Source organism: Halomonas citrativorans (genome assembly GCF_014898005.1).
In the GTDB taxonomy this organism is placed as follows: domain Bacteria; phylum Pseudomonadota; class Gammaproteobacteria; order Pseudomonadales; family Halomonadaceae; genus Vreelandella; species Vreelandella citrativorans.
The window spans coordinates 567833-593733 of the sequence record NZ_JABUYX010000001.1; the positions used below are offsets into that span (position 1 = coordinate 567833).

Annotated in this window: 24 protein-coding genes and 4 tRNA genes; 16 read left to right on the plus strand and 12 right to left on the minus strand. The window is 52.0% G+C overall.

What is annotated here, in order from left to right; genetic code table 11:
• Positions 1–3: 3 nt before the first annotated feature.
• Both gcvP and gcvH read right to left on the minus strand, forming a co-directional pair.
• On the minus strand, positions 4–2898 hold the full coding sequence (gene gcvP / locus INT20_RS02505) for an aminomethyl-transferring glycine dehydrogenase (protein ID WP_193053519.1): 2895 nt from the start codon (positions 2896–2898) through the stop codon (positions 4–6).
• A gap of 80 nt (positions 2899–2978) precedes the next feature.
• On the minus strand, positions 2979–3368 hold the full coding sequence (gcvH, locus tag INT20_RS02510; RefSeq protein ID WP_172116571.1) for a glycine cleavage system protein GcvH: 390 nt from the start codon (positions 3366–3368) through the stop codon (positions 2979–2981).
• Between the two features lie 432 nt (positions 3369–3800).
• Between gcvH and INT20_RS02515 the strand changes: the two genes are divergently transcribed.
• Complete coding sequence (locus INT20_RS02515) at positions 3801–5222, plus strand: alanine/glycine:cation symporter family protein (RefSeq protein ID WP_193053520.1); 1422 nt, start codon at positions 3801–3803, stop codon at positions 5220–5222.
• Positions 5223–5305: 83 nt separating this feature from the next.
• Positions 5306–6418 (plus strand): glycine cleavage system aminomethyltransferase GcvT, encoded by a 1113-nt coding sequence (gene gcvT, locus INT20_RS02520; RefSeq protein ID WP_193056386.1) that lies wholly within the window; start codon positions 5306–5308, stop codon positions 6416–6418.
• Between the two features lie 72 nt (positions 6419–6490).
• On the opposite strand, the gene INT20_RS02525 is transcribed toward gcvT, so the two are convergent.
• Both INT20_RS02525 and INT20_RS02530 read right to left on the minus strand, forming a co-directional pair.
• Complete coding sequence (locus tag INT20_RS02525; RefSeq protein ID WP_193053587.1) at positions 6491–7300, minus strand: LysM peptidoglycan-binding domain-containing protein; 810 nt, start codon at positions 7298–7300, stop codon at positions 6491–6493.
• A gap of 122 nt (positions 7301–7422) precedes the next feature.
• Complete coding sequence (locus INT20_RS02530; protein ID WP_193053522.1) at positions 7423–8304, minus strand: acyltransferase; 882 nt, start codon at positions 8302–8304, stop codon at positions 7423–7425.
• A gap of 290 nt (positions 8305–8594) precedes the next feature.
• Between INT20_RS02530 and INT20_RS02535 the strand changes: the two genes are divergently transcribed.
• A complete protein-coding gene (locus tag INT20_RS02535; protein WP_193053523.1) occupies positions 8595–9293 on the plus strand; it encodes a CoA transferase subunit A in 699 nt (232 codons plus the stop codon).
• Between the two features lie 59 nt (positions 9294–9352).
• On the plus strand, positions 9353–10018 hold the full coding sequence (locus INT20_RS02540; protein WP_193053524.1) for a CoA transferase subunit B: 666 nt from the start codon (positions 9353–9355) through the stop codon (positions 10016–10018).
• Between the two features lie 48 nt (positions 10019–10066).
• Here the strand turns inward: INT20_RS02540 and INT20_RS02545 are convergent, their stop codons facing one another.
• The 5 genes from INT20_RS02545 to INT20_RS02565 form a co-directional block, all read right to left on the minus strand.
• Positions 10067–10834 carry a VOC family protein gene (locus INT20_RS02545; RefSeq protein ID WP_193053525.1) on the minus strand — a complete coding sequence of 256 codons (768 nt, stop codon included), beginning with the start codon at positions 10832–10834 and terminating at the stop codon, positions 10067–10069.
• A 108-nt stretch (positions 10835–10942) separates the two neighbouring features.
• On the minus strand, positions 10943–11224 hold the full coding sequence (locus INT20_RS02550) for a GrxA family glutaredoxin (protein WP_193053526.1): 282 nt from the start codon (positions 11222–11224) through the stop codon (positions 10943–10945).
• A gap of 198 nt (positions 11225–11422) precedes the next feature.
• Complete coding sequence (locus tag INT20_RS02555) at positions 11423–11962, minus strand: response regulator transcription factor (RefSeq protein ID WP_172116582.1); 540 nt, start codon at positions 11960–11962, stop codon at positions 11423–11425.
• A gap of 69 nt (positions 11963–12031) precedes the next feature.
• The gene (locus INT20_RS02560; RefSeq protein ID WP_172116583.1) at positions 12032–13303 is read right to left on the minus strand and encodes an ATP-binding protein; all 1272 of its coding nucleotides are present in this window, start codon (positions 13301–13303) and stop codon (positions 12032–12034) included.
• Between the two features lie 10 nt (positions 13304–13313).
• Positions 13314–13730, minus strand: coding sequence for a hypothetical protein (locus INT20_RS02565; protein WP_172116585.1), 417 nt, complete (start codon positions 13728–13730; stop codon positions 13314–13316).
• A 143-nt stretch (positions 13731–13873) separates the two neighbouring features.
• Here INT20_RS02565 and pyrC point away from each other — a divergent pair, with 143 nt between their 5' ends.
• A complete protein-coding gene (pyrC, locus tag INT20_RS02570; protein ID WP_172116587.1) occupies positions 13874–14911 on the plus strand; it encodes a dihydroorotase in 1038 nt (345 codons plus the stop codon).
• 100 nt (positions 14912–15011) lie between these two features.
• Here the strand turns inward: pyrC and mtnN are convergent, their stop codons facing one another.
• Positions 15012–15719 (minus strand): 5'-methylthioadenosine/S-adenosylhomocysteine nucleosidase, encoded by a 708-nt coding sequence (mtnN, locus tag INT20_RS02575; RefSeq protein WP_172116588.1) that lies wholly within the window; start codon positions 15717–15719, stop codon positions 15012–15014.
• Positions 15720–15766: 47 nt separating this feature from the next.
• The gene (gene folD / locus INT20_RS02580; RefSeq protein WP_193053527.1) at positions 15767–16627 is read right to left on the minus strand and encodes a bifunctional methylenetetrahydrofolate dehydrogenase/methenyltetrahydrofolate cyclohydrolase FolD; all 861 of its coding nucleotides are present in this window, start codon (positions 16625–16627) and stop codon (positions 15767–15769) included.
• 205 nt (positions 16628–16832) lie between these two features.
• Here folD and INT20_RS02585 point away from each other — a divergent pair.
• From INT20_RS02585 to INT20_RS02620, 8 genes are all read left to right on the plus strand, one after another.
• Positions 16833–16909: transfer RNA gene (locus INT20_RS02585), tRNA-Pro, on the plus strand.
• Between the two features lie 91 nt (positions 16910–17000).
• Positions 17001–17077, plus strand: a tRNA-Arg gene (locus INT20_RS02590).
• Positions 17078–17142: 65 nt separating this feature from the next.
• Positions 17143–17217, plus strand: a tRNA-His gene (locus INT20_RS02595).
• 36 nt (positions 17218–17253) lie between these two features.
• Positions 17254–17328: transfer RNA gene (locus INT20_RS02600), tRNA-His, on the plus strand.
• Positions 17329–17747: 419 nt separating this feature from the next.
• A complete protein-coding gene (locus INT20_RS02605; RefSeq protein ID WP_193053528.1) occupies positions 17748–18989 on the plus strand; it encodes an NAD(P)/FAD-dependent oxidoreductase in 1242 nt (413 codons plus the stop codon).
• A gap of 75 nt (positions 18990–19064) precedes the next feature.
• A complete protein-coding gene (locus INT20_RS02610) occupies positions 19065–19274 on the plus strand; it encodes a putative motility protein (protein ID WP_193053529.1) in 210 nt (69 codons plus the stop codon).
• Between the two features lie 298 nt (positions 19275–19572).
• Positions 19573–21162 (plus strand): peptide chain release factor 3, encoded by a 1590-nt coding sequence (locus tag INT20_RS02615; protein ID WP_193053530.1) that lies wholly within the window; start codon positions 19573–19575, stop codon positions 21160–21162.
• 80 nt (positions 21163–21242) lie between these two features.
• Positions 21243–22022, plus strand: a complete 780-nt coding sequence (locus INT20_RS02620) for a TatD family hydrolase (protein WP_193053588.1) — start codon at positions 21243–21245, stop codon at positions 22020–22022.
• A gap of 10 nt (positions 22023–22032) precedes the next feature.
• On the opposite strand, the gene ygfZ is transcribed toward INT20_RS02620, so the two are convergent.
• The gene (ygfZ, locus tag INT20_RS02625; RefSeq protein WP_193053531.1) at positions 22033–23022 is read right to left on the minus strand and encodes a CAF17-like 4Fe-4S cluster assembly/insertion protein YgfZ; all 990 of its coding nucleotides are present in this window, start codon (positions 23020–23022) and stop codon (positions 22033–22035) included.
• Positions 23023–23178: 156 nt separating this feature from the next.
• On the opposite strand from ygfZ, the gene INT20_RS02630 reads away from it, so the two are divergent.
• Genes INT20_RS02630 through uvrB form a run of 3 tightly spaced genes read left to right on the plus strand, consistent with a single transcriptional unit; the run spans position 23179 to position 25828 of the window.
• Entirely contained in the window at positions 23179–23376 is a 198-nt protein-coding gene (locus INT20_RS02630) for a hypothetical protein (RefSeq protein ID WP_193053532.1), read from the plus strand.
• Positions 23376–23783: an OsmC family protein gene (locus INT20_RS02635; protein WP_192526950.1), complete on the plus strand. Its 408-nt coding sequence runs from the start codon at positions 23376–23378 to the stop codon at positions 23781–23783. Before INT20_RS02630 ends, INT20_RS02635 begins: the two co-directional genes overlap by 1 nt.
• Positions 23784–23803: 20 nt before the next feature.
• Positions 23804–25828 (plus strand): excinuclease ABC subunit UvrB, encoded by a 2025-nt coding sequence (gene uvrB / locus INT20_RS02640; RefSeq protein WP_193053533.1) that lies wholly within the window; start codon positions 23804–23806, stop codon positions 25826–25828.
• Positions 25829–25901 lie beyond the last annotated feature (73 nt).

Consider the following 25901-nt stretch of genomic DNA (forward strand, 5'->3'; position numbering starts at 1 on the left):
GTTTTACTTCCGGTATTCATCAATACCCGGGCAAGAACAAATAAGCTGACGATCCCCAAACACATTATCCACCCGATTAACGGTTGGCCAGTATTTGGCTGCAGTGACCGCCTCAGTGGGAAAAGCGCCCAGTTGGCGGTCATAAGGCCGCTCCCATTGGCTGTCCATAATGTCGGCCTGCGTGTGGGGGGCGTTAACCAACGGGTTGTTATCCAGCGCCCACTCGCCACTTTCAACACGCTTGATCTCTTCGCGGATGGCAATCATGGCATCGCAGAATCGGTCAATTTCATAGAGCGACTCGGACTCGGTCGGCTCTATCATCAGTGTGCCTGGCACCGGAAATGACATGGTGGGCGCATGGAAGCCATAGTCCATCAACCGCTTGGCAATATCTTCCTCGCTGATACCTGACGCTGCCTTTAATGGGCGAATATCAATAATGCATTCGTGGGCAACCATGCCGTTAGTTCCCCGATAGAGAATGGAGTAGGACTCCTCCAGGCGCTTGGCGGTGTAGTTAGCGTTCAAAATGGCTAACTGTGTTGCCTCGCGAAGCCCCCGGGCGCCCATCATTTTAATATAGGCCCACGAGATAGGCAGGATGGATGCGCTGCCAAACGCTGCCGCTGAGACGGCACCGCTCTCTGGGTTAACGCCATTGATAGGTGTCACCACGTGGTTGGAGACATAAGGCGCCAGGTGAGCTTTTACGCCTATAGGCCCCATACCCGGGCCGCCGCCGCCGTGGGGAATGCAGAAGGTCTTATGTAGGTTAAGGTGCGATACGTCGCCCCCGAAGTCTCCAGGGCGCGTGAGCCCCACTTGAGCATTCATATTGGCGCCATCGACATACACCTGGGCACCGTGCTGATGCACCACGTCACAGACCTTGCGCACATGAGATTCGAAAACACCATGGGTCGACGGGTAAGTAATCATGATCGCCGAGAGCTTGTCGCTATGCTGGGCGGCTTTGTCCATTAGGTCATTTATATCGATATTGCCGTTCTGATCACACTCTACAACGACCACCTCCATGCCCACCATGGCCGCTGTTGCCGGGTTGGTACCATGGGCAGAGCTTGGGATCAGGCACACATTACGGTGTGCTTCGCCTTGCGCAGCCTGGTAACGGCGAATGGCCAGCAGGCCCGCGTACTCACCCTGCGCGCCCGAGTTAGGTTGCATGGAAATATGATCGTAACCGGTGATTTCTACCAGAAACGCGGCCAGTTCATCAATCATCTGATGATAGCCAGCGACCTGGTCGCGCGGCGCAAACGGGTGCAAGTCTGCAAACGCAGGCCAGGAAATAGGGATCATTTCGCTGGTAGCGTTAAGTTTCATGGTGCAAGAGCCTAAAGGGATCATCGCATGGGCAAGCGACAAGTCCTTATTCTCCAGGCGTTTTAGATAACGCAGCATTTCTGTTTCGCTGCGGTATCGGTTAAAGGTGGGGTGGCTCAGAAAACCACTTTCCCGCTGGCAGGCGGCGGGGATGCCCGTGGTGGCGCTGGCAATTACCTGCTCATCCAGCGCTGCGACAGAAAGCCCGTGTTCATTGCCCAGCAGCACATCAAATAGGGTGGCAACATCGTGTGCGGTGGTTGTTTCATCCAGGCTGATGCCTACATCGCCATTGGCGAAGTAGTGGAGATTGACATCGTGCGTCATGGCACGACCATGAATTTTACCTGCATCTACCTGAGTTAAGCGCAGCGTATCAAACCAGCTGTTATGCACCAGCGCAACGCCAGATTGCTGCAAGCCTTGAGCAAGCAACGTGGTGAGCCGATGGACACGCCCAGCAATTTTACGCAGCCCTTCAGCACCATGGTAGGTCGCGTAGAACCCTGCGATATTGGCTAAAAGAGCCTGCGCCGTGCAGATGTTGGAGGTGGCCTTTTCGCGACGGATATGCTGCTCGCGCGTCTGCATGGCCATCCGCAGGGCGGTGTTGCCTCGGCTATCTTTGGATACACCGATAATACGCCCGGGAATAGAGCGCTTAAGCTTATCTGAGGTGGCAAAGAACGCCGCATGTGGGCCACCAAAGCCCATCGGCACCCCAAAACGCTGCGAATTGCCAATCACGATATCCGCACCTAACGCGCCGGGTTCCTTGAGAAGCACCAGACTCAGCAAGTCAGAGGCTACACAGGTCATGATATTATGGGCAGTGGCCGCCTTTAACAGAGGTGCCAAGTCACGTACTTCGCCGCTGGCGGAAGGGTACTGAAGCAACGCGCCAAACACATCATGGTCGGCAAGCGTATCGGCAGGCCCTGTAATGATTTCAAAACCAAAAAAATCAGCGCGGTTTTTTACGACATCAAGGGTTTGCGGAAAAATATCGTCGGCAATAAAGAAAGCGTTGGATTTGCTCTTTTTATTACTCCGCTTACATAGCGCCATGGCTTCTGCGGCTGCCGTGGCCTCATCCAGTAATGAAGCATTGGCAAGCTCCATTCCGGTCAGGTCCATAATAACCTGCTGAAAGTTTAATAATCCTTCCAACCGGCCTTGAGAAATTTCTGGCTGATAGGGCGTATAAGCGGTGTACCAACCCGGGTTTTCGAGCACATTACGTTGAATAACCGCTGGCATATGCGTGCCGTAATAGCCCTGGCCAATATAGCTTTTAGCAACACGGTTCTGGCGAGCCAGCTGGCCTAAGTACTCAAGCGCTTCAGCCTCACTACGTGGATCATCCAGGTTCAGTTCACGGCCAAGGCGAATGTCGCTGGGTATGGTTTGCTCAATCAGATCTTCCATGCGCTTGATATTGAGCACGTTTAACATGGTATCTACGTCGTCGGCATTCGGGCCGTTATGACGTTTGATAAAAGCATCGTGGTCGGCCAGTTCGGACAAGCGGCGTGTTTCAAATGACATGGGAAGATTCCGAGCGAGAAAGAGAAGCGTGGTAGAGGCATAAAATACAAAGCCTGCCGTAAAGGGCAGGCTTTGCGGTATTAATCGTCAGTGCTTAATGTGGCCTGATAAGCATCAGCATCCAGTAAACCGTCCAGGTTCTGGTCGGTCAGGCGTACCTTCATCAGCCAGCCGCCTTCATAGGGTGCGTCGTTCACCGTTTCGGGTGAGTCTTCAAGCGCGTCATTAATTTCGATAACTTCCCCGCTTACCGGGGCGTAGAGGTCGGAAGCCGCCTTTACTGATTCAATAACGCCGAACTCTTTGCCCTGGGTAAGCGTTTGACCTACTTCGGGTAGTTCAACAAATACCACATCGCCAAGCGCTTCTTGGGCGTGGTCACTAATCCCTACGCTGACGGTGCCGTCTTGATGATCAAGTACCCATTCATGGCTTTTCGCGTAACGCAGATTTGAAGGAAGGTTGCTCATGATGATTCCCTTTATGAAACAATTGACTGGACAGGCTAATACTAGCGCTTGTCGGAAGTCTTGGCGACTACCAGTGTGCCAGCCAATAAACGAATTTTTAAGCATGTTAACGTGTTTCTGATCGGAAACAAGTTTCCTGTGAGCTAAAAAATGCTCAGCAAGGGAGATTTTATGACCCAGCGTGCCTATCGGGCGGGGAGGTACGAAGGCATTTACTATTTAGAAGGGCCTAAGCATAGAAGCGAACAGGGATAATGGTGTAAAACATACAGGTGGTTCACCTGAGCATGTTAATAATTGCCTCTATCATGCTATTAAAGATGGGGCGTTCCCATGACATCGCTATATTAGCTAAACAAAATAATCGTGAATGCCCGTTTTCTGACGGCCAAACATCTATAAAAATTGAACGAATAGGGTAAGGAGAAGCGTGTGGAAACGTTAAATAGCCTTTTTGGGGCGATCAATGGCGTCGTATGGGGGCCATTGATGTTGATTTTGCTACTGGGTGTGGGGATCTACCTACAAATTGGTTTAAAATTAATGCCCATCAGAAAGTTGGGCATGGGGTTCAAGCTACTTTGGCAGGGGCGTGAGCCTAAACCTGCCCACAAGGACGCCGTCGCTAAGGCTGGCGTCGACAAGTCCGATGAAGACGGCGAAATTTCTCCCTTTAATGCCCTGATGACGGCGCTTTCAGCCACCATCGGTACCGGCAATATTGCCGGTGTGGCCACCGCAATTGCATTAGGTGGCCCAGGTGCTGTGTTTTGGATGTGGATTACAGCGCTGGTGGGAATGGCAACAAAATTTGCCGAAGCGGTATTGGCTGTACGCTATCGTGAAACAGATAATACCGGCCACCACGTAGGTGGTCCCATGTTTTATATTAAAAACGGGCTGGGTAAAAAGTGGCTTTGGCTTGGCGGTCTGTTCTCGTTTTTTGGTGCTGTCGCAGCCTTTGGTATTGGTAATACGGTGCAGTCTAACTCGGTCGCTGATGCGATGGACGTCACCTTTGGCGTACCGCATTGGCTTACCGGTGTCATCATCATGGTATTGGCCGGCGCGGTCATTCTAGGTGGCATCAAGCGGATTGCGAAAGTCGCTGGGAAGCTCGTACCGATCATGGGGATTGCCTATGTGATTGCCGGTGTGCTGGTGCTGATTGTTAACGCAGGGCAAATCGGCGAGGCCTTTAGTCTGATCTTCTACTACGCCTTTAACCCCATGGCGGCGGCAGGTGGTTTTGCGGGTGCCGCTGTGATGGCCGCTATTCGCTTCGGTGTGGCGCGGGGTATTTTCTCCAATGAGGCAGGTTTAGGTAGTGCGCCTATTGCTCATGCCGCGGCCAGAACTAAAAACCCGGTTCGCCAAGGGCTTATTGCCATGCTGGGCACCTTCATTGATACCATTATCGTTTGTACTATTACGGCACTGGTGATCCTGACCTCTACGGTATGGCAAACGGGTGAAGAAGGCGCATCGCTTACCGCGCTCTCCTTTGATCAGGCACTGCCTGGATTCGGTAACCCCATTGTGGCTATCGCGCTGGCTATCTTTGCCTTCACGACTATTCTAGGCTGGTCGTTTTATGGCGAAAAATGTTTCCAGTTCCTGTTTGGAACGCGCTCTATCATGCTCTATCGCGTTCTGTTCGTATTAGCCATTCCACTGGGTGCTATTGCGCAGCTCGGCTTTATCTGGCTCATGGCCGACACCTTCAATGCCATGATGGCCATTCCCAACCTGATTGCGCTGGCGCTGCTTTCCCCGGTGGTTTTCAAGCTGACCAAAGACTACTTTGCGGGCAAGGAAGTGTTAGCCGGTGAAGAACTCGACCATGACAAGTAAGCGATATTGGCCGCTTAAGCAGTAATCGCATCGGGGAGCTATGACAATAGCTCCCCGTTGTTCGTTTTTACCAAGGAACTATCATGACCGATCTAAAGCATACGCCACTTCACGCACTGCACCTTGAACTCGGGGCAAAAATGGTGCCCTTTGCTGGATATGATATGCCGGTGCAGTATCCACTGGGGGTAAAAAAAGAGCATGAGCATACCCGGCAACAGTGTGGCCTCTTTGACGTTTCTCACATGGGGCAGATTCTTGTATCGGGGGAAGATACCGCCAAGGCGCTGGAAACACTGATTCCTGCGGATTTAGTGGGGCTCCCAAAAGGTGAGCAGCGCTATGGTCTGTTTACCAATACTGAAGGTGGAATTATTGATGACTTAATGGTCGTTAATGGTGGCGACCACTTCTATCTGGTGGTTAATGCTGCTTGTAAAGACCAGGATTTGGCGCATTTGCGGGAAAATTTGGGCGCCACCCACAAAATTGAGTTGTTAGACCGCGGCTTGCTTGCCCTGCAAGGCCCTCAGGCACATGCAGTTATGCAGCGCCTTTGCCCAGCGGCATGTGAACTGGTGTTCATGCAGCATCAACGTTTTACCATTGATGGGCATGAGGTATGGGTGAGCCGCAGTGGCTATACCGGCGAAGATGGGTTTGAAATTTCCGTAGCAGCCGATGCCTGTGAAGCGTTTGCCAAGCGCTTGTTGGCGGAGCCGGAAGTTGAGGCGATTGGGCTAGGCGCTCGCGATTCGTTGCGTCTGGAGGTCGGGCTATGTCTTTATGGGCATGATATGGATGCCACTACAACGCCAGTGGAAGCCGGATTGATTTGGGCGATTGGTAAGCCCCGTCGTCATGGGGGGGAGCGTTCGGCAGGTTTTCCTGGGGCGGATGTCATTCTTCATCAAATCGATGCCAGGGATCATTTACGCAAGCGTGTAGGGTTGCTGGCAGAAGGTAGGGCGCCTATTCGAGAAGGTGCTGTGTTGCGGGATGCGTCAGGTAACGAAGTTGGAGTCGTAACGTCAGGCACGTTTGGGCCAAGCGTTGGGTATCCTGTCGCTATAGGGTATGTCAGCCGCGATTGGGAAGCGCCAGCAAGCAACGTGTTTGCGGATGTGCGCGGCAAACAACTACCGATGACCGTAACGCCTATGCCCTTTGTTAAGCCCCGCTATTATCGCGGTTAAGCCAACCGTAAGCAGTCGTTATAGAAAACAAAGCCCCTTTTGATAAGGGGCTTTGCTCGTTTAGCAAGCGTATTAACGCAGTACCTTGCCGGGATCAATCGGCTTGCCGCCCTGGCGTAAATCAAACAACAGATCGTAACGTTGAGTAGTATTACTTTGACCTACTTCGCACAGTTCATCACCTGCTTTGACTTGCTGTCCGACCGAGACCAGCGTGCGTTCACACAGTGCATACACGGTTTGCAGATTATCAGCGTGGTGCACAATCACGACTTCACCTAGCTGGCGCATACCGTTTGCAAAGCGTACCTCGCCGGGGGCTACGGCCTGAGCACGCGCACCGGCTTGGGTCGCAAGCAGCATGGGTTGCAATGCTCCTCGGCTGTCTGCGCCAAAACGTCTAACAATGCGGTAGTCTTCCAGTGGCCAAGGCCAGCGGCGCGCGGATGCGGGTAATGAAGTAGGAGCGGTAGGCGCCGCAGCCGGGGTGTTGCTAGAGGTGCTGCTAGAGGGCGATGACCGATTGCTGGGCGAGGCGTTGCGGGTAGGCGCTGGGCTACGCGTACCGCCGCTACTTAAAGGAACGCTGATGATTTGGCCTATCCTTAGCGCGGTGGGCGAAGCGCCGGGGTTGGCGCTCTGAATACGTCCACTGGTCGTGCCAAAGTGTCGTGCTATGTTGGAGTACGTATCGCCAGGCCGGATTTGATAACGGTAAGGGCCGCCGGAGGGTGCACGCTCTTGTTGAGTAGGTATCATCAAGCGCTGGCCAACCGCAAGACGACGCGCATTGACGCCTGGATTAAAACGCTCCAGACGCTCAAGAGGTACGTTAGCCCGGTTAGCCAGTTTTCCTAGCGTATCTCCACGTTGAACGGCCACCCAGTTGCCACTGATTTGGCTCGTACTATGGGTAGGTACGGCATCGCGTTGGGAGGAAGAGGGCGACGAACCTGCACAGCCTGTTAATACGCTAATTAGCAAGCAGACACCAAGCCAGACAGTTAGGCGTGATCGGATTGGCTGTCCAACAAGGCATCTTTTTCCTGCCAGAGTGAATTGGTCCATGCGTGGAAGCGTTCCTTATGCTGCTTTTCTTCGTGGTAGTCGGATTCGTGCATCCACTGGGGAATGGGCAATGTTCGTGCCTGTAGTGTAATAGGCGCTTCCTGACCGCATAAAAAACCCCAAAACGTTGGCGACGGGTTAGCGTAACTGATCGTTACATCAAGAATACCATCCAATTGATCGCCAAGCAGGCTAAGTACCTGCGAAATTCCCCCTGCTTTTGGCCTTAACAAATGCTGATATGGGCTTTTCTGTGCGTCGCGCTTCGCTATGGTAAACCGTGTGCCTTCGATGAAATTAAATATGGCGATGGGCGCGCTCCGCGCCCGGTGGCACATGGACGCTGTGGATTGGCGGTCTATCGTGGCAAGAGTGGGGTTCTTGGCGATCTGTTCACGGCTAAAGCGGCGCATAAACGGAAATTCAAGTGCCCAAAAGGCAAGACCTACAATCGGGATCCAGATCAATTGTCGTTTTAGAAAAAAACGCGGCATAGGGATACGGCGGTGCAAGGCCATGAAAAGAATAAAAATATCGGTCCAGCTACGGTGATTGGATATGACCAGCCACCATTGGTGTGGGCTCAACGATTCAGGAATCGAAAAAGTGACATCTGGCCTCAGCCAGCGCTTCATCCACCAAAGATTAGCGCCGATCCAGTTAAGGGCCACGGCGCATAAGCCGTCAAGTATCCATTTTCTAAAGCGTTTCACTGGGATAACGACTTTTAGAAAAGTGAGCGCAATAAGTGGAATGCCCCAAAAAAGCGTGGTGAGCGTGAACAGCGCAATGCTGACTAAGCCCTTGAAAATAGTCATATCCGTCCTTCAATGAAACGTATAACGATGCGATTAATGCTAATGGATCAATGCCATACTGCCCAGCACAATGGTAAAAAAGCACTTATTTTATTGTCGTTACCTTTGCGCGCTTCAAAAAGTAATTTTCTATCCAGCGACACTTCTGGCTCTTTAATGGCTAAGCTTAAGGCAGCCTGTGATAGGCATCACTTTTTGGGCTTGGGTAACCAGGTATAGTAATAGAGACAACACTGACAGTACCGATAAGCGCATTGTACGCACCACCGACAACGAGGCGAGGCATAATAATGGCAGGATTTGATAAGCGTGTTGCTTCCTATGCCGAAGCGATGGAAGGTATCGAAGACGGAATGACCGTACTGGCTGGCGGCTTTGGCCTATGCGGAATACCAGAAAATCTAATAGCAGAAATAAAACGTCGAGGTGTTAAGAACCTGACGGTTGCTTCTAATAATTGCGGCGTTGATGGTTTTGGTTTGGGCGTTCTGCTTGAAGATCGTCAAATCCGCAAAATATTTGCCTCTTATGTCGGCGAAAACGCGCTCTTTGAGCAGCAGATGCTCAACGATGACATTGAGGTTGTGCTTACTCCTCAAGGCACGCTGGCTGAAAAAATGCGGGCGGGTGGCGCAGGTATTCCAGCGTTCTATACCGCGACAGGCTACGGTACTCCCATTGGTGAGGGTAAGGAGGTGCGTGAATTTAATGGGCGCCACTACATCATGGAAGAAGCCATCGTCGGTGACTTCGCAATAGTAAAAGGCTGGAAAGCGGATCGTTATGGCAATGTCGTGTACCGCCATACAGCGCAAAACTTTAATCCCTTGGTGGCGACCGCTGGAAAAATCACAGTGGTGGAAGTTGAAGAAATTGTAGAGCCTGGTGAGCTTGAGCCCAGCCAGATCCATACCCCGGGTATTTATGTGGATCGGATTATTCAGGGTTCGTTTGAGAAACGCATCGAGAAACGCACGGTGCATGGCTAAATCGTTGACCGTTAACGGCTAAACAACTTTTTTAATCGCTCAATAATGAGGTTGCCACCATGGCTTTAACACGTGAACAGATGGCGCAGCGTGTTGCGCGTGAATTGGAAGATGGCTTTTACGTAAATTTGGGTATTGGTATTCCCACTCTGGTTGCCAACTACATTCCTGAAGGCATTGATGTGATGCTTCAGTCAGAAAATGGTTTATTGGGCATGGGGCGTTTCCCGACGGAGGAAGAGCTTGATGCTGACATGATTAATGCTGGTAAAGAGACGGTGACCGCTCGGCCTGGTGCTGCTATTTTTTCATCGGCAGAATCTTTTGCCATGATCCGCGGTGGGCATGTGGATCTCACCGTTTTAGGTGCGTTTGAAGTCGATCAGAATGGCAATATTGCGTCATGGATGGTGCCAGGCAAGTTGATTAAAGGAATGGGGGGCGCCATGGACCTGGTGGCTGGCGCTGAAAATATTATTTGCACGATGACCCACGCCTCCAAGCATGGCGAGTCGAAGCTGCTTGAGCAGTGTACTTTACCGCTGACGGGCGCTGGTTGTATTAACCGCGTTCTGACTGACTTGGCCTACCTGGAAATTAAAGACGGCGCCTTTGTGCTTAAAGAGCGCGCGCCCGGGGTCAGCATCGATGAAATTATCGAAAAAACGGCGGGTAAGCTGATAGTGCCTGACCATGTACCCGAAATGACGTTTGTGGAAGCGTAAACGCAAATGTAAGTACGTTACTTGTTTTAAGCAGCCTTGGCAGGCTGCTTAGACAATCTCACAGCGGGCATGGGCCGGAATGAGTATTTCGGCGATGCGTTCATGGCCCGCATCGATATGTTTTTGAGTCAGCGCCAGGCCGCCCAGGCAGAGACGATGCTCATCGCCATCACTAAAGATGATGCGTTGCGGCATGGCAGGATAAAAATGATGCTCAATAAGCGTCGAAAGCGCAAACACGCCGTTTTGCGGCTCTTTTTCACCGGGCATGCCTGTTTTTTCTAGCTGGTCATTAAGCGCTGTTAGCGTATCGCCGAGCTCGGCACAATCAAAGCCTGCATGGTGTAGGCGCGGGCCCATAACCGCCAGCCAGGCAGCAAGAGGGTGCGCCTTTAGAAGCTGCTGATATAGCGACCAGGAGGGCATGGGCCACGGACGACCGCGACAAAGTAAGTTGTGGCCCTTGCAGTCCTGTGGGTGTGATTGATTCACCAGCGCAGCCAGCGCCTCACGAGGCAGTTTTGACAGCGTCCCCAACTGTAGCTCAGCTAATACTAGCCAACTTCCTTGGTCATCAGGCGCGAGAAGGCGAATAAGAAGGCCCTTGTCAGCCATCGCATAATGAGCAACCTGACGATACCCCATGTGCGCCAACCGGTTATTCAAAACGGAAGCAGAAAAAGGACCATGGTTAAGCGTTACGAGCGTTAAGTATTCCGCCGTAGAGGAGAGAGGCCAAAGACGCAAACCGCCGATGTCGGGGTGCGAGTGAATATAGTCAAGCCAAAGCTGCTGTACGAATTCATCACGTTGCACGATGCTATCCTCGCCGCCTAAACAAGCGATGTTAGAAAGAGGGTACTTGTTTAAAACCCAGTATAGGCAGGCGAGAAAAAGCGTGTTCAACGACTATAAACGGCAAATTTAACGTAACGAATCTTCCTGGGGAGCTAATAACTGCTTCTCACGTACAAACCTGTCGAATTCGGTAAAACCGCCTATGTGCGTTTGGTCGACAAATACTTGCGGCACCGTATGGATAGGCTTGCCTGCCGTTTTAGCGATGTCCTCTTTAGTAACGCCTTCAGAGGGCATATCGACATAGCGGTAACCCTCGATCTTACCGATTGTTTCCAAATGCTCAGCAAGTTGCTTGGCACGGACGCAGAAAGGGCAGGTCATTCTGCCAAAAATAACCACAAACATGCGAAAACTCCTAACGTCAAAGTGATGGATGGCTCAAGGGGGCTTATTGTGGCGTAGCAGTCCTTGTTTCGCCAATAGGGTAAGGCAATGACGCCGATGGTATCGGCGTCTGCGGTGGCTGGTTTGGGAGCTAATGCGGTAGGCAAACGCAACGCGGAGAATGCTAGCTTTGTTGCGGAGTAGGCCGCTGGTGCAGGACTAACGCTTAACGGGGCGTTTTTGCAGTTTACGCTGGAGTGTCCGGCGATGCATGCCGAGCGCGCGAGCTGTCGCGGAAATATTGCCGTCGTGTTCATGAAGCACTTTTTGAATATGCTCCCACGTGATTCGATTAATGGACGGAGGGTTATCAGCAAGCTCTATATTGGGGTCGCCTTCCTGGTGTTCAAAGGATGCGACAATGTCGTCAGCGTCGGCTGGTTTGCACAGGTAGTTGACGGCTCCGAGCTTCATGGCCTCCACGGCCGTGGCAATGCTTGAGTAACCGGTAAGCACCACAATACGGCAGCTTGGCACGGCGGCCAACATCTCAGGGAGCAGCTTTAGTCCTGAGCTGTTTTCAAGCTTGAGGTCGAGCGTGGCCATGGTGGGTTGAAACTGAACGGCTACCGCAAGCGCCTGGTCTGCATCATGCGCTGTCATTACCTCATAACCGCGGCGGGTAAACGCGCGGCTGAGCACGTGACAGAACATTTCATCGTCATCAATAATTAGCAGGCGCTGATCTGTCGTTTGCATGATGTCCTCAACGATAGTGCTTGAAACACACTAAAACGCGTTTCAATTAGGCTGTGCCGTTAGTTTGGCTTAAAGGGGGGCGGAGCTACGCGGAAGCGTTACTTCTGTCAGCGTGCCACCTTCGGGATGATTATACAGACTAACACCTCCGCCAAAGCGATTGATCGTGGCATGGGTCAAAAACAGGCCAATGCCCATTCCCTTGCTCTTGGTAGAAATAAACGTATCACCGAGCTGGTCAGCGATAGACATGGCAATGCCCGGGCCGTGATCACGAATATCAATGACAACACTCTCTTCCTGCCAATCAAGACGAATAGAAACATGTTCGGGGTTGGCATCAGCGGCATTGTTTAGCAGGTTCATTAGTGCCTGGTCCAGCGTTGTGTCAACCGCAAGCCAGGGTTTGCCGCGCCTTTCAACGATCTCAAATTGGTGGCTAACATCTGGCCGCAACACTAACCAGCGCTGCACAACGCCGGTTAGCCAGGTCTGGGCATCCAGTATTTCGGGTTCTGCCATACGTCGCCGATCGGCACTGGTGACCAAATGCTGAAGACGAGATTTGCAAATGTCGACTTGCTGGCGCAGTAAGCGAATATCCTGCTGTAACGTTCCCCCTTCGGGGGCCTCATCCTGCATCTCTTTTAACAGTATGGCCATGGTCGAGAGCGGGGTGCCTAGTTCGTGTGCTGTGCCCGCCGCCTGAGTGGCTACAGCCAGCACCTGTTCGTTACGCAGCGCCGCTTCGCGAGTAAGTGAAAGTGCTTTATCTCGATTACGCAGTGCATGGGCCATTTTATAGATAAAAAACGTGACCAGGCCTGCTGAAAGGCCAAAGTTAAGCCACATGCCCATGACATGCAGATTGAGCATTTCATCGCTATTAATATGTGCCAGTTGGGGGACGTGGTGGTAAAAGAACATTAGAAAGCTGTAGCCTGCCATGGCGCAGACCGCACATATCCAGGCATGGCGCCATGGTAGCGTTGCCGCGGCAATCGTCACAGGCACCAGATAGTAGGTAATAAACGGATTGGTGGAGCCTCCCGAAAAATAAAATACCAGGGTCAGGCCCGCAATGTCGGCCAATAAATGCAGCAGATACTCAATATGTTCCACCGCTCGCGGGCGCCCCAATCGCCACCAGGTGGCGATATTCAATAAGCCCATAGCGATAACGACACTGACGACCGCGGTGACGGGTAATTCAAAGGCCAGTAGCTCCACGCCGACCACAATGGCGATCAGAAACCCTGTCCAGGTGATTCCCCGAACAATAGTGAGGCGAACCAGATTGCGGTTCGGGGTCGAGAGGGGCAGCGGCAAAGCCGTTTGCATGGGCTACTACCTATTTACGTGAAGTTTTGATGCTGTGAATGACAACCTTAATGAGTAGCGTCATGACATAGGTCAGCCAGCCAGCGGATGCCATTAGATTGAATAACAGCATTTTTGGTGGCAGCCAGGTGCTGCCTAACGTCGCTTCCACCATGATATGAAAGAACATCGCGAGCAGAAGGGGTAGTGCTAGAATATGAATCCACATATCCGTGCGCCGCTTACGGATATGGTAGCGGCACAGTAGATAGCGCATCGGTCGGTGTGCCCAGCTAAATAGCACCAGCGCACCCACGATAAAAAGTGCTGCCAGCGTCGGCTCGGTATTGCCGGTATGTACGGAAATAGAAATCGACCAAGCGAGACCTAGCCATACCAGCCCCTCTATGCTGGCAATAATATCCGCATAGCGTCGCACATTTTGCATAAACAATTGGACCTTGAACCTCTAAGAGTGCCGTTATAATACGATACTTGTTACGGTGTGTGACATTGATAAGCAGATTTCTCCGCCAAGTGGATCACGTATACTGTATTGGCTTTTCTTCTTTAAACAGCTTAGGACTTGCCGTGGACGCTATTACCCTGACCCGCCCCGATGACTGGCACCTCCATTTGCGTGATGGCGAGGCGCTGAAAGCCGTGGTAGGCCATACCGCCGCCCAAATGGGCCGTGCGATTATTATGCCTAACTTAACGCCTCCGGTAACGACCACGGCTCAGGCGCTTGAATACCGTGAGCGTATTTTGGCGGCCTTGCCTGAAGGCAGCACGTTCGAGCCACTTATGACGCTCTATTTAACCGATACGACGCCGCCTGAGGAAATTGAGCGCGCAGCACAAAGCGGCGTGATTAAAGCGGTTAAGCTTTACCCTGCCGGGGCAACCACCAACTCGGATTCGGGTGTCACCGATCTTGCGCACTGCGATGACACCATTGCCATGCTTGCCAAGGTGGGAATGCCGCTGCTTGTTCATGGTGAAGTAACCACTGCTGATATCGATATTTTTGATCGTGAAGCGGTATTTATCGAAACGGTAATGAAGCCTCTGCTGGCGCGTCATCCCGCGCTAAAGGTTGTTTTTGAGCATATTACGACCCAGCAAGCGGCAGAGTTTGTGGCAAACGCGCCGGATAATGTTGCGGCCACTATTACGGTTCATCACCTGCTGTTTAACCGCAACAAAATGCTGGTGGGTGGGATTCGCCCGCACTACTACTGCCTGCCCATCTTAAAGCGCGAACAGCACCGCCAGGCATTACTGAAAGCAGCCTCCAGTGGCAGCCCCAAGTTCTTTTTAGGTACGGATAGCGCGCCTCACGCCAAGGGCGATAAGGAATCCAGTTGTGGCTGCGCTGGCGCTTACACGGCACCGGCGGCGATTGAATTATATGCAAGGGCCTTTGATGAAGTGGGCGCGCTCGATAAGCTGGAAGCGTTTGCCAGCCTGAATGGTCCGCGTTTTTATGGCTTGGCGCCTAATGCCGATAAAATCACGTTAGAGCGTAAACCCTGGCAACTGCCGGAAGCCTATCCTTACGCGGGGGGCAAAACGATTGTCCCATTGCTGGCGGGAGAGTCGCTTGAGTGGTCCATTAAAGCGTAACTGTTGATGAAGTAAGAAATCTGTTGATGAAGTAAGAAACGAAAACGGAGCCATTTGGCTCCGTTTTCGTTAGTGGTAAACACCGGCTATTGCTACGATCTTAGCGCTGGCCAAGTGTCTGTAGCATGTGGTCCACCATGCGCGATGAGTGGGCGGCGGCTATGTCCAGGAACTGTTCAAAAGAAAGGTGGTTATCATCGTTGCCCGGAATATCGGATAACGCACGAATCACCACGAATGGGCATTGATATAGGTGACAGGTTTGCGCAATCGCTGCAGCCTCCATCTCAACCGCCAGCATAGAGGGGAAGTGGGCCTGTGTCGCAGCCACGCGTGCAGGGTCAGACATAAACGCATCACCTGTCGCAATGAGACCCTCTCGGACGTTAACCTCGCCAACCTCTTTGATTGCCTGGCGGGCAATGGCGCGTAGCTGAACATCTGCCAGGTAAGCCGCGGGCATGCCGGGCACCTGACCTATTTCATAGCCGAACACCACTGCATCGACATCATGATGGCGTACTTCATCTGAAATGATGACGTCACCAATGTTGAGATCGCTTGCAAATCCGCCCGCTGAACCCGTATTGATGATAGCGTCGGGGTGGTGGCGTTCCAGAAGAATGGCGGTACCCACAGCCGCATTCACCTTGCCAATGCCGGACTGTAGTATCACTACCTCTAGCCCATGGCGCATACCTGTATGAAATACAAACCCTGCATGCTCATAGCGCTCAGCATTGTCGAGCTGCCCGACCAGAATGCCGACTTCTTGCGCCATTGCGCCAATAATGCCAATACGCTTCATCGAATAGGCTCCTTTATCAAACCCTAAAAATTAATAGTACAGTAAGCCTAAGCGTTGGCGTCGTGATGCTCAGCCGCTTCAAGCGTATTTTCAAGCAAAGTGGCAACGGTCATGGGGCCTACGCCACCCGGAACGGGGGTGATAAAGCTGGCCCGCTCGGCCGCGGCTGCAAAATCAACATCTCCCACCAGCGAGCCATCTTCCTGACGGTTAATACCAACATCAATCACAATGGCACCTTCCTTAATCCACTCTCCTTTAACAATGCCAGGTTTGCCGACAGCCACGACCACCAGGTCGGCACGGTTAACATGGGCCTGCAAACCCTGGGTAAAGCGATGGCATACAGTGATGGTCGCGCCTGCCAGCATCAGTTCCAGCGCCATTGGACGGCCTACGATGTTAGAAGCGCCAACGATAGTGGCGTTTAAGCCACGCACCGACAGGCCGCTTTCTGCCAGCATGGTCATGACCCCTTTGGGTGTGCAGGGGCGTAGAGCCGGCAACCGCTGAGCAAGCCGGCCAAGATTGTAGGGGTGAAAACCATCGACATCTTTGTCGGGCTTAATGCGCTCCAGAATGGGGTTGGCGTCCAGGTGAGCTGGAAGCGGTAGCTGAACCAGGATGCCGTCTATGCTTGCATCGTCATTAAGCTGGTCAACCAATGCTTCCAACGCTTGCTGCGTGGTAGCGGCGGGGAGGGCATGCTGAAACGATAGGATGCCCGCTTGTTCGCAGGCTCGATGTTTATTACTAACATAGACGTGAGACGCCGGGTCTTCACCGACCACAACAACGGCTAGTCCTGGTGCACGAGCGCCTACTTGCTGACGTTTGGCTATCTTCTCGGCAACGCGTTGACGGACATGAGCAGCGATGGCTTTTCCATCGATAAGTTGGGCGGTCATTTACAAAGATCCTATGGAGGTTGGAGCGCTGATGCAAAAGCACGCTTGCTTGAGCATTTACTATAGGGAGTAATTTTCGCATGCCCAAGCGGCCAGGCAAAGCTTCTACACAATCAATCGCGTTAAGTGTTGACTTTAATTTTAAAAATAGTAATATATGCCTCGCTTGAGACGAGCAGCGCGGTAAGCGTCAAAGGTGATAAATCGGGATGTAGCGCAGTCTGGTAGCGCGCCTGCTTTGGGAGCAGGATGTCGGGGGTTCGAATCCCTCCATCCCGACCACACTTAACGCGAAAGGCGTTACTTTGCTTTTCCAAGTTTGGTTGTGGTCAAGTGCTCATTGGCGTTCAGTGTTTTTTGGGATGCTTTATGTGCGCCCATAGCTCAACCGGATAGAGCAACGGCCTTCTAAGCCGTAGGTTGCGGGTTCAAGTCCTGCTGGGCGTGCCATTAGTAATGCTGTTCGATGGTCATTTGCCGGTTAGGAAAGTTTAAGTACGTTAGTGCTATCAATGGTGGGTGTAGCTCAGTGGTAGAGCCCCGGATTGTGACTCCGGTGGTCGTGGGTTCGAACCCCATCATCCACCCCATTCGATAGTAATATGCGGCTACAGTTTTAGGTTGTGGTGGATGTAGCTCAGTGGTAGAGCCCCGGATTGTGACTCCGGTGGTCGTGGGTTCGAAACCCATCATCCACCCCATTCGTATTGCTTATTTAATATCTTCTCTTCATATCTGATACCACTTAATTGTGGTTTTTTTGTTTTTGATCCCTGCATTTTTCTTTCATATCCCTTCCTGCATGTTGTAATGTCTGTTTAAAGACAGCTTGTTTTATTCGTCATGCTTCCTTACTGCTTCCCTGGCTGTGCTTGCTCTTCATGCACCCTGCATTTAATTGCTGCTTAAGCTGTTTTTGTGGCTTTGTCCGCCTGCAAAGCTCTAAAGCAGTGGAGTTGTCTGCTAGTGATATTTTTATAGCGTTAATTGCTGTAAAAAGCCTTGAAAAAAGCTATTTAAGCTGTGCAAGTGTCCTTTGTTTAGTGATATTTTTCAATCAGTTGCTGGCGTTGTTTTCGCCTGTATTAAACGTAGGTATTAGCGCTGAGGAGAATACAAGATGACGCGACAAACGGTAGTGCTAGGGGCAGGCATGGTGGGTGTCAGTATTGCATGGCATTTACAGCGTCGCGGGCACCAGGTCACCTTGGTGGACAGACGCCAGCCTGGTCGGGAAACGTCGTTTGGTAATGCGGGCATCATTCAGCGAGAAGCGGTGCGTCCTTATGCATTCCCTCGTGATATGAAAACCATTTTAAGTGTGCTGCCTAACAAGCGCGTGGATATTCGTTATCGCCCGGCAGGCATGCTGAATGCCGCTTCACCCCTGTTAAGCTATTGGCATAACTCTTCGTCAGGCCGCTATAAAAAAATCATTCCTGAGTGGGCTTCTCTTATCCAATTGTGCTTAAAGACGCACGGCCCGATGATTGAAGCTGCTGGCGCCGAGCACTTGGTGCGCCGTGAAGGGTGGTTAGAGATTTACCGCACGCAGTCGCGCTTGGCAAAACGTATTAATGAGGCCGAAGAAGCTCGTGAGCATTACGGGGTGCAGTTTAACGTGCTGGATCGTGCGGGCGTTGAAAGCAAAGAGCCGAATTTAGGTAAGGATATTATTGGCGCTATTCATTGGCTGGACCCTTGGACGGTGGCCGATCCGGGTGCCTTGGTGGCCGCCTATGCGCAAGATTTTATGGACAACGGGGGCAAACTTCTTCAGGCGGATATTCAAAAAGTTGAGCAAGCAGGCGAGCGCTGGCGGATCGTTACTGAAACGCAAACCCTTGACGCTGATGACGTGGTGGTTGCCTTGGGACCATGGTCTGGCGAATGGATGAAAGGGCTGGGCTATCATTTTCCTACCTTTGTTAAGCGTGGCTATCACATGCACTATGCTGCCCAAGCGCCAGCCAAGTTGAATTACTGGTTAATGGATGCTGAAGTTGGCTATTTGCTGGCGCCCATGAACGCAGGAGTGCGTCTGACGACCGGTGCTGAGCTTGATCGAATAGAGTCGCCCGCTGATGAGCATCAGCTGGAAGCGGCGGAAAAAGTGGCCAGGACTATTTTTCCGCTTGGCAAGCGCCATGATGCGGCCGCCTGGAAGGGCGCGCGCCCCTGTTTGCCTGATATGAAGCCGATTATTGGTCCGGCACCACGCCATCCTGGGTTATGGTTAGCATTTGGGCACGGGCACCAAGGGTTTACCCTTGGTCCAGCGACAGGTCAGCTATTGGCTGACATAATCGAAGGCAAGCCGACAGAAATTGATATGTCACCCTTTCGAGCTGAGCGGTTCTAAATCGCCACGCCGCTTTGTAGGTTGTCCGGTTATTTGCTAAGCTGATTTGACGTTTGACTTCTGAGGGCGGGCTTTATGGATGTATCTATAAGCAATACGGTGAGTACAGCGCTTTATATGAATCAAGCGCAAACTGCTGAACAGGCCCAAATGCAGATATTCAAAGACGCATTGGATATTCAGGCTCAACAGGTCACGGAAATCATGGCGTCAGCGGATATGGGCGCTGAACCCAATCTTGCTCAAGAAGGTAGTGTGGGTACGCAGGTTAATACCTACGCTTAGAACGTTGCCCGCGACCACTATCAGCTAGCATTTTAAAGCGCCGACCCGTTCGGCGTTTTTTTATTGAGCTCAAAAGTGATTTTGCAGGCCTCGCTTGCGCGGACACCTTGTAGTAGCCCTTAGTAGTAGCCCTTAAAAATTCCCAGCATCCATCATGTGTCTTCCCCCAAGGGGTTCAAGGCGCAGGTTTCAATGAACATGGCGCTAAAACGGTCATAACGTTACAATCTCGCCCAATTCTGAATCACTCAGCCAGAGTCGCGTTACGTTGCTGAGTACTAATTTCTGTAGAGGCAAGATGAAAGACACTCAGTTAGCCCAGGAAGCGGATCTGCGCCGCACATTCGCTATCATTTCGCACCCGGATGCGGGTAAAACAACCATCACCGAAAAAATGCTGCTGTTTGGGAATGCTATTCAGCTGGCAGGCTCGGTGAAAAGTAAGCGTAATGACCGACACGCGACGTCTGACTGGATGAAGATGGAGCAGGAGCGGGGGATCTCGGTGACGACCTCCGTTATGCAGTTCCCCTATGGCGGCCGTGTTGTGAACTTGCTGGATACGCCAGGGCACGAAGACTTCTCGGAAGATACCTACCGAACGCTGACCGCCGTTGACTCCGCTTTGATGGTGATTGATGGCGCCAAGGGTGTCGAAGATCGGACCATCAAATTGATGGAGGTGTGTCGTTTACGTGCCACGCCCATCCTGACCTTTATTAACAAAATGGACCGTGATATCCGTGACCCTATTGAGGTGATGGACGAAGTCGAGACCGTTTTAAATATTCAGTGCGCGCCCATGACATGGCCTGTTGGTATGGGGCGTCATTTCAAGGGTGTCTACCACCTCTACAATGATGTTATCCACCTTTATACTCAGGGCCAAGGCAGCCATATTCCGGAAGACAAGCGCATCGAGGGCTTGGATAGCCCTGAAGTTGATGCCGTTCTGGGCGAAGAGCAGGCCGAAGAGCTGCGTATGGAAGTCGAGCTGGTGCGGGGCGCTTCGCACACGTTTGATCTTGAGGCTTATCGGAGAGGTGAGCTTACGCCCGTCTACTTCGGTACTGCGATGGGGAACTTTGGTGTACGCGAGATGCTGGACGGCTTCGTCGAGTATGCGCCTGCCCCTCAGCCGCATAAAACTGACCTGCGTGAAGTAACCGCTCACGACGAGCGTTTCACCGGGTTTGTATTTAAGATCCAAGCCAATATGGATCCTAATCATCGTGACCGTATCGCTTTTTTACGTGTTTGCTCCGGCAAATATGAGAAGAACATGAAGATGCGCCATGTACGTATTGGCAAGGATGTCAAAATTGCCGATGCGTTGACGTTTATGGCATCTGATCGCTCCCATGTAGAAGAAGCCTGGCCGGGTGACATCATTGGCTTGCATAACCATGGCACGATCCAAATCGGGGATACCTTTACCGTCGGCGAGGATATGCGTTTTACCGGTATTCCTCACTTCGCGCCTGAGCTTTTCAAGCGAGTTCGCCTGAAAGACCCGCTGAAAATGAAAGCGCTTCAGAAGGGCTTGCAGCAGCTTTCCGAAGAGGGCGCTACTCAGGTCTTCATGCCTATGGATAACAACGATCTAATCCTCGGGGCGGTGGGCACCTTGCAGTTTGACGTGGTCGCCCATCGGCTAAAGGAGGAGTACAAGGTCGATTGTCTGTATGAGGGGGTGAACGTACAAACGGCCCGTTGGGTATATTGCGACGATGCCAAAATGCTCGAAGAGTTTAAGCGTAAAGCCAGCACGAATTTGGCTATTGATGGAGGCGGTTACTTAACCTACATCGCACCTACTCGGGTTAATTTACAAATGACCCAGGAGCGCTGGCCCGATATTCGCTTCCAGCCCACTCGAGAGCATTAAGTTAGCTACTCTTTAAGATAAGCAAAGGTTGGCAAGCCCAGGGAGGGGCTTGCGTGGTATATCAACAGGGAGGCCCGGCAGTGCTAATCGATGCCCATTGTCATCTGGACTTTAGCGAGTTTGATCAGGACCGCGGTGCTGTTTTTGCAGCAGCACACACGGCCGGTGTCTCTCATTTCATTGTGCCTGGCACTACTCGGAAGCGTTGGCAACAGGTGCTGGCGCTTGGCGAGCGCAGTGATGTTAGTGTGTGCCTAGGCCTCCACCCCTATTTTATGGAACAGCACCAGCGCGATGAGGATATCCTTGCGCTGGAGCAGGCGCTGTATTCAAATCCACAGGTGGCAGCGGTTGGGGAGTGCGGTATTGATGCACGCTTTACAGATTCCTGGGAGTCGCAGTGGCGCCTTTTCGATGATCAGCTGCGTTTGGCCAAGCAATACAAGCTCCCTGTCGTGGTTCACTGTGTGCAGGCCAATGACAAGGTCAGTAAACGACTGCGCCAGTTAGCGCTTCCCCAAGCGGGGCTGATTCACGCCTTCTCAGGCTCTATAGAGCAAGCCCAAAAATTTTTAGACGTAGGGTTTGTACTCGGGATTGGCGGCGGAGTGACGTATGAGCGTGCTCAGCGGCTGCGGCGAACGGTAGCGGCATTACCCAATGATGGCTTTGTACTGGAAACAGATAGCCCTGATATGCCCCTTAGCGGCCATCAGGGTGAGCGTAACGAACCCCAATGTGTTGCTCACGTATGTCGCGTCGTGGCCACGCTGCGCAACCAAACAGAAGAAGAGGTGGCGGCACATAGCAGTGCCAATGCCGCCCGGTTGTTTAAGCTTCAGGCTTTTCAGGATTCTTAAACGAGTGAGCTTAGCCCTTGTAAGCCTGGCCCTTTAACGTGGCCGCCAGCTGTTCAGGGTCAAGCCGTTCAATAGCGTAGGGTAGCGGCAGTAGGGTGATTGCGTTGCCCTCCCAGTAAAGCGGTATCGCTTCTTCTGTCGCCTTGGTATTCATCACCGCCAACAGCTCCACACTATCATTATCGCGCCTTACGCTTGCAACGACCTCGCCCATGGCTTTATCCAGCTCGGTTTTTATGCTGGCGCCTGTCTCGGGTAGCGTTGTCGATGTCAGTTCAGCGTGAACCAAGCGTTTTTTAACTTGTCCACGAAAGTGTGCTCGGGCTACCACTTCCTGTCCTGTGTAGCAGCCCTTTTTAAAGCTAATGCCCCCTAGTGCTTCCCAGTTCAGCATTTGAGGCAGAAATTGATCCTGCTGAGCCTCTGAGAGCCAGGCAATTCCGCTGCGAATGTCGGCAAGTTGCCAGGCAGCCTGCTGGGCTTCGTCGTCCACCACCTGTTGAGAGGATGCCACTGTCGTTGTCTCAGTCGTGCAAAACAGCCAGCGAGGCATTTCCCCGGCCACGCGTACAACGCTTGATTGTTCATTAACGCTTTGTGCGTATGGCTGTTCAGGAAGGGTTAATCCCAGTGACTCAGCTAAGGTGTCTGCTGCTTTGCTGGCGCCAATAAACGTGATGTTCGTGTTATGGATCAATTCAGCCCGATAAAACGCGGCAAATTTTTTTAAATGGGTTGCCAGCGAGTCGGCAAGAGAAACACTAAGGATAAGTCTAAAGTGTTCAGCGTTAAGGCGCAGCAGCTGACCATTGGCGAGCATTCTTCCTTTGGGCGTGCAAAAACACGTAAGAGGGGCAAACTCGCCATCCGCTAAACTTACCTGAGCGCTTGTTTGGCCCTGCAGAAATTTTTCAGCATCTGCCCCTGTTACATCCAGCGCTGCCAAGTGATGAAGGCGCACATTGTCGGTGATCGCAGTAGAGGGGATAACCGTTGCCATATAGACTCCTGATGAGTAGCTGATCGCTGAAAGTAGGATTAGGACGCCGCGCTTCTCAACCTGTGGGCTAATGATACTAATTGCAAGGTGGAATAGCGTGCTAGAATCTTTCTGTTGTATCAGTTTTGCATAAGGTTAAGTGAGGAGGGTAGCGTAATGACACAGCAATCGTTAACGTTTCAAGGCGTAAAAAACGCGGATCAAGTTAACAAGATTACCACGGCGTTGATGATGTTGGAGGGGGTTGATAGTGCAGAGGTAGGTCGCCACGGCGCAGATGTGGATGGCCGTGTTAAACGTGAGGCACTGATCAACGCTGTAGAGAAGCTCAAACTGGGAGTGAAAGTATCCTGATGCATCCGCCTATTACGGTAATCAGCCAGCGTAACCATGTATTTCGCCAGCGTATTGAGGTCGATAGCCTGGAGGCCCTGTATGCCGATGTTCCCACTCTGGTTGGAGGCGAAGGCAGTGCGCCCGACCCTCACGACTATTTCGATATTTCTCTGGGAACGTGTAAGGCCATTACGGTGCAGATGTATGCCAAGCGCAAGAAGTGGCCGCTTACCGCGATTACTGTCACGGTGCAGCGGGACGACAGTGAGGAGGCGCATGGAACTTATAAATTGAATGTAGCGTTAACACTGCATGGGATCAGCGACCCGGAACAGCGGGCACGCCTGGAAGAGATCAGCCATCGCTGCCCCATCCAGCGCCTGATGACGCAGGCAACTGTCGATATCACTACGCACGTTATTTAACTTTTCATTCAGGAGCAATGATGAGCAAAGAGTTTCGGTTACAGTCGAAATTTAAGCCTGCCGGTGACCAGCCAAATGCGATAAAAGACTTGGTAAGTGGCCTGGAGTCAGGACTTGCCCATCAAACGCTGCTGGGTGTAACCGGGTCGGGCAAAACATTCACCATGGCGAATGTGGTTGAGCAGCTTCAGCGCCCGACCATTGTGATGGCACCTAACAAAACCCTCGCGGCTCAGCTTTATGGAGAGTTTAAGTCCTTCTTTCCGGATAATGCTGTCGAGTACTTTGTTTCGTATTATGACTACTATCAGCCCGAAGCCTACGTACCATCATCGGATACGTTTATCGAAAAAGATGCCTCTATCAATGACCATATTGAACAGATGCGTCTCTCGGCAACCAAGGCGTTGCTTGAACGTCGTGATGCGCTCATCGTTGTTTCCGTTTCTGCTATTTACGGGTTGGGTGACCCCGACCAGTATTTAAAAATGCGTCTGCACTTTACCCGCGGCGAGTTGATTGATCAGCGTGCCTTTTTGCGTCGTTTGGCGGAGCTTCAATACACCCGTAATGACATGGACTTCCGCCGAGGTACGTACCGCGTGCGCGGGGATGTTATTGATATTTTTCCTGCTGATTCTGATGAAGATGCGGTGAGGGTTGAGCTGTTTGATAACGAAATTGACTCTATTCGAATTTTTGATCCGCTAACCGGGGACATACGGGGCCAGGTCCCGCGTATGACAATTTACCCCAAGTCCCACTATGTGACGCCGCGTGAAACCATTTTAGGCGCGATTGACTCAATAAAAAATGAGTTAAAAGAGCGCCTTGAATGGATGCGCAAGCATGAACGCTTGGTAGAAGCGCAGCGCCTTGAACAGCGTACGCTTTACGATATCGAGATGATGCTGGAGCTGGGTTACTGCAACGGTATCGAGAACTACTCACGCTACTTATCCGGGCGTGCGCCTGGCGAGCCGCCGCCCACGTTTTTTGACTACCTGCCTGACGACGCGCTGCTGTTTATTGATGAGTCTCACGTCAGCGTGCCTCAGGTGGGCGGTATGTATAAGGGTGACCGTTCACGTAAAGAGACGTTGGTAGAGTATGGTTTCCGCTTGCCTTCGGCGTTGGATAACCGTCCCATGAAATTCGAGGAGTGGGAATCCATTGTTCCTCAAGCTATTTTTGTTTCGGCAACCCCGGGTAAATACGAGGCCGAGCATGCCGGTCAAGTCGTTGAACAGGTTGTGCGTCCTACGGGGCTGCTGGATCCTGAAATTGAAGTTCGCCCGGCCAGCACCCAGGTGGACGATCTGCTTTCCGAGATCGGCTTGCGTACTGCTGTCGGTGAGCGCGTACTGGTGACAACGCTTACCAAGCGTATGGCTGAAGATTTAACAGAATACTTTGATGAGCATGGGGTACGTGTTCGCTATTTGCACTCCGATATCGATACAGTCGAGCGGGTAGAAATTATTCGTGATCTGCGCCTGGGCAAGTTTGATGTGTTGGTAGGTATTAACCTGCTGCGCGAGGGGTTGGATATTCCAGAAGTTTCGTTGGTGGCGATTCTAGATGCTGACAAGGAAGGCTTCCTGCGTGCAGAGCGCTCGCTAATTCAGACCATTGGACGCGCGGCACGTAACGCCCACGGTAAAGCCATTTTGTACGGTGATCGCATCACCGACTCCATGCGCAAAGCGATTGATGAGACAGAGCGTCGTCGAGCCAAACAGCAAGCGCACAATGAAAAGCATGGTATTACGCCAACCACCGTGACGCGCTCCGTGGCAGATATTCTGGAAGCTGCGCAAACCCCCGGCAAAAAGAGCAGCCGCAAGCGTGGGTCCGAGCGTAAGGTGGCAGAAGGTGCCGGTGATTACGATATCGCCAGCATGGGGGCGCATGATTTGTTAGCCGCTATCAGCAAGCTGGAAGACGCAATGTTTGAGGCAGCGCAGAATCTGGAGTTTGAAGAAGCAGCGCGCCTGCGCGATCAACTGCATCAAATGAAAGAAAAACAGCTGGCGCTAGGATAGAGATATGCCAGAAGGCCCCGAAATCCGCCGGGCAGCCGAGCGCATAATAAAAAAATTTATACCGTTATCTTGT

Coding starts and splice junctions, on each gene's coding strand:
- gcvP (WP_193053519.1), bottom strand. CDS start 2,898: ATGTCATTTGAAACACGCCGCTTGTCCGAACTGGCCGACCACGATGCT.
- gcvH (WP_172116571.1), bottom strand. CDS start 3,368: ATGAGCAACCTTCCTTCAAATCTGCGTTACGCGAAAAGCCATGAATGG.
- gcvT (WP_193056386.1), top strand. CDS start 5,306: ATGACCGATCTAAAGCATACGCCACTTCACGCACTGCACCTTGAACTC.
- INT20_RS02530 (WP_193053522.1), bottom strand. CDS start 8,304: ATGACTATTTTCAAGGGCTTAGTCAGCATTGCGCTGTTCACGCTCACC.
- INT20_RS02535 (WP_193053523.1), top strand. CDS start 8,595: ATGGCAGGATTTGATAAGCGTGTTGCTTCCTATGCCGAAGCGATGGAA.
- INT20_RS02540 (WP_193053524.1), top strand. CDS start 9,353: ATGGCTTTAACACGTGAACAGATGGCGCAGCGTGTTGCGCGTGAATTG.
- INT20_RS02550 (WP_193053526.1), bottom strand. CDS start 11,224: ATGTTTGTGGTTATTTTTGGCAGAATGACCTGCCCTTTCTGCGTCCGT.
- INT20_RS02555 (WP_172116582.1), bottom strand. CDS start 11,962: ATGCAAACGACAGATCAGCGCCTGCTAATTATTGATGACGATGAAATG.
- INT20_RS02560 (WP_172116583.1), bottom strand. CDS start 13,303: ATGCAAACGGCTTTGCCGCTGCCCCTCTCGACCCCGAACCGCAATCTG.
- INT20_RS02565 (WP_172116585.1), bottom strand. CDS start 13,730: ATGCAAAATGTGCGACGCTATGCGGATATTATTGCCAGCATAGAGGGG.
- mtnN (WP_172116588.1), bottom strand. CDS start 15,719: ATGAAGCGTATTGGCATTATTGGCGCAATGGCGCAAGAAGTCGGCATT.
- folD (WP_193053527.1), bottom strand. CDS start 16,627: ATGACCGCCCAACTTATCGATGGAAAAGCCATCGCTGCTCATGTCCGT.
- INT20_RS02605 (WP_193053528.1), top strand. CDS start 17,748: ATGACGCGACAAACGGTAGTGCTAGGGGCAGGCATGGTGGGTGTCAGT.
- INT20_RS02610 (WP_193053529.1), top strand. CDS start 19,065: ATGGATGTATCTATAAGCAATACGGTGAGTACAGCGCTTTATATGAAT.
- INT20_RS02615 (WP_193053530.1), top strand. CDS start 19,573: ATGAAAGACACTCAGTTAGCCCAGGAAGCGGATCTGCGCCGCACATTC.
- ygfZ (WP_193053531.1), bottom strand. CDS start 23,022: ATGGCAACGGTTATCCCCTCTACTGCGATCACCGACAATGTGCGCCTT.
- INT20_RS02630 (WP_193053532.1), top strand. CDS start 23,179: ATGACACAGCAATCGTTAACGTTTCAAGGCGTAAAAAACGCGGATCAA.
- INT20_RS02635 (WP_192526950.1), top strand. CDS start 23,376: ATGCATCCGCCTATTACGGTAATCAGCCAGCGTAACCATGTATTTCGC.
- uvrB (WP_193053533.1), top strand. CDS start 23,804: ATGAGCAAAGAGTTTCGGTTACAGTCGAAATTTAAGCCTGCCGGTGAC.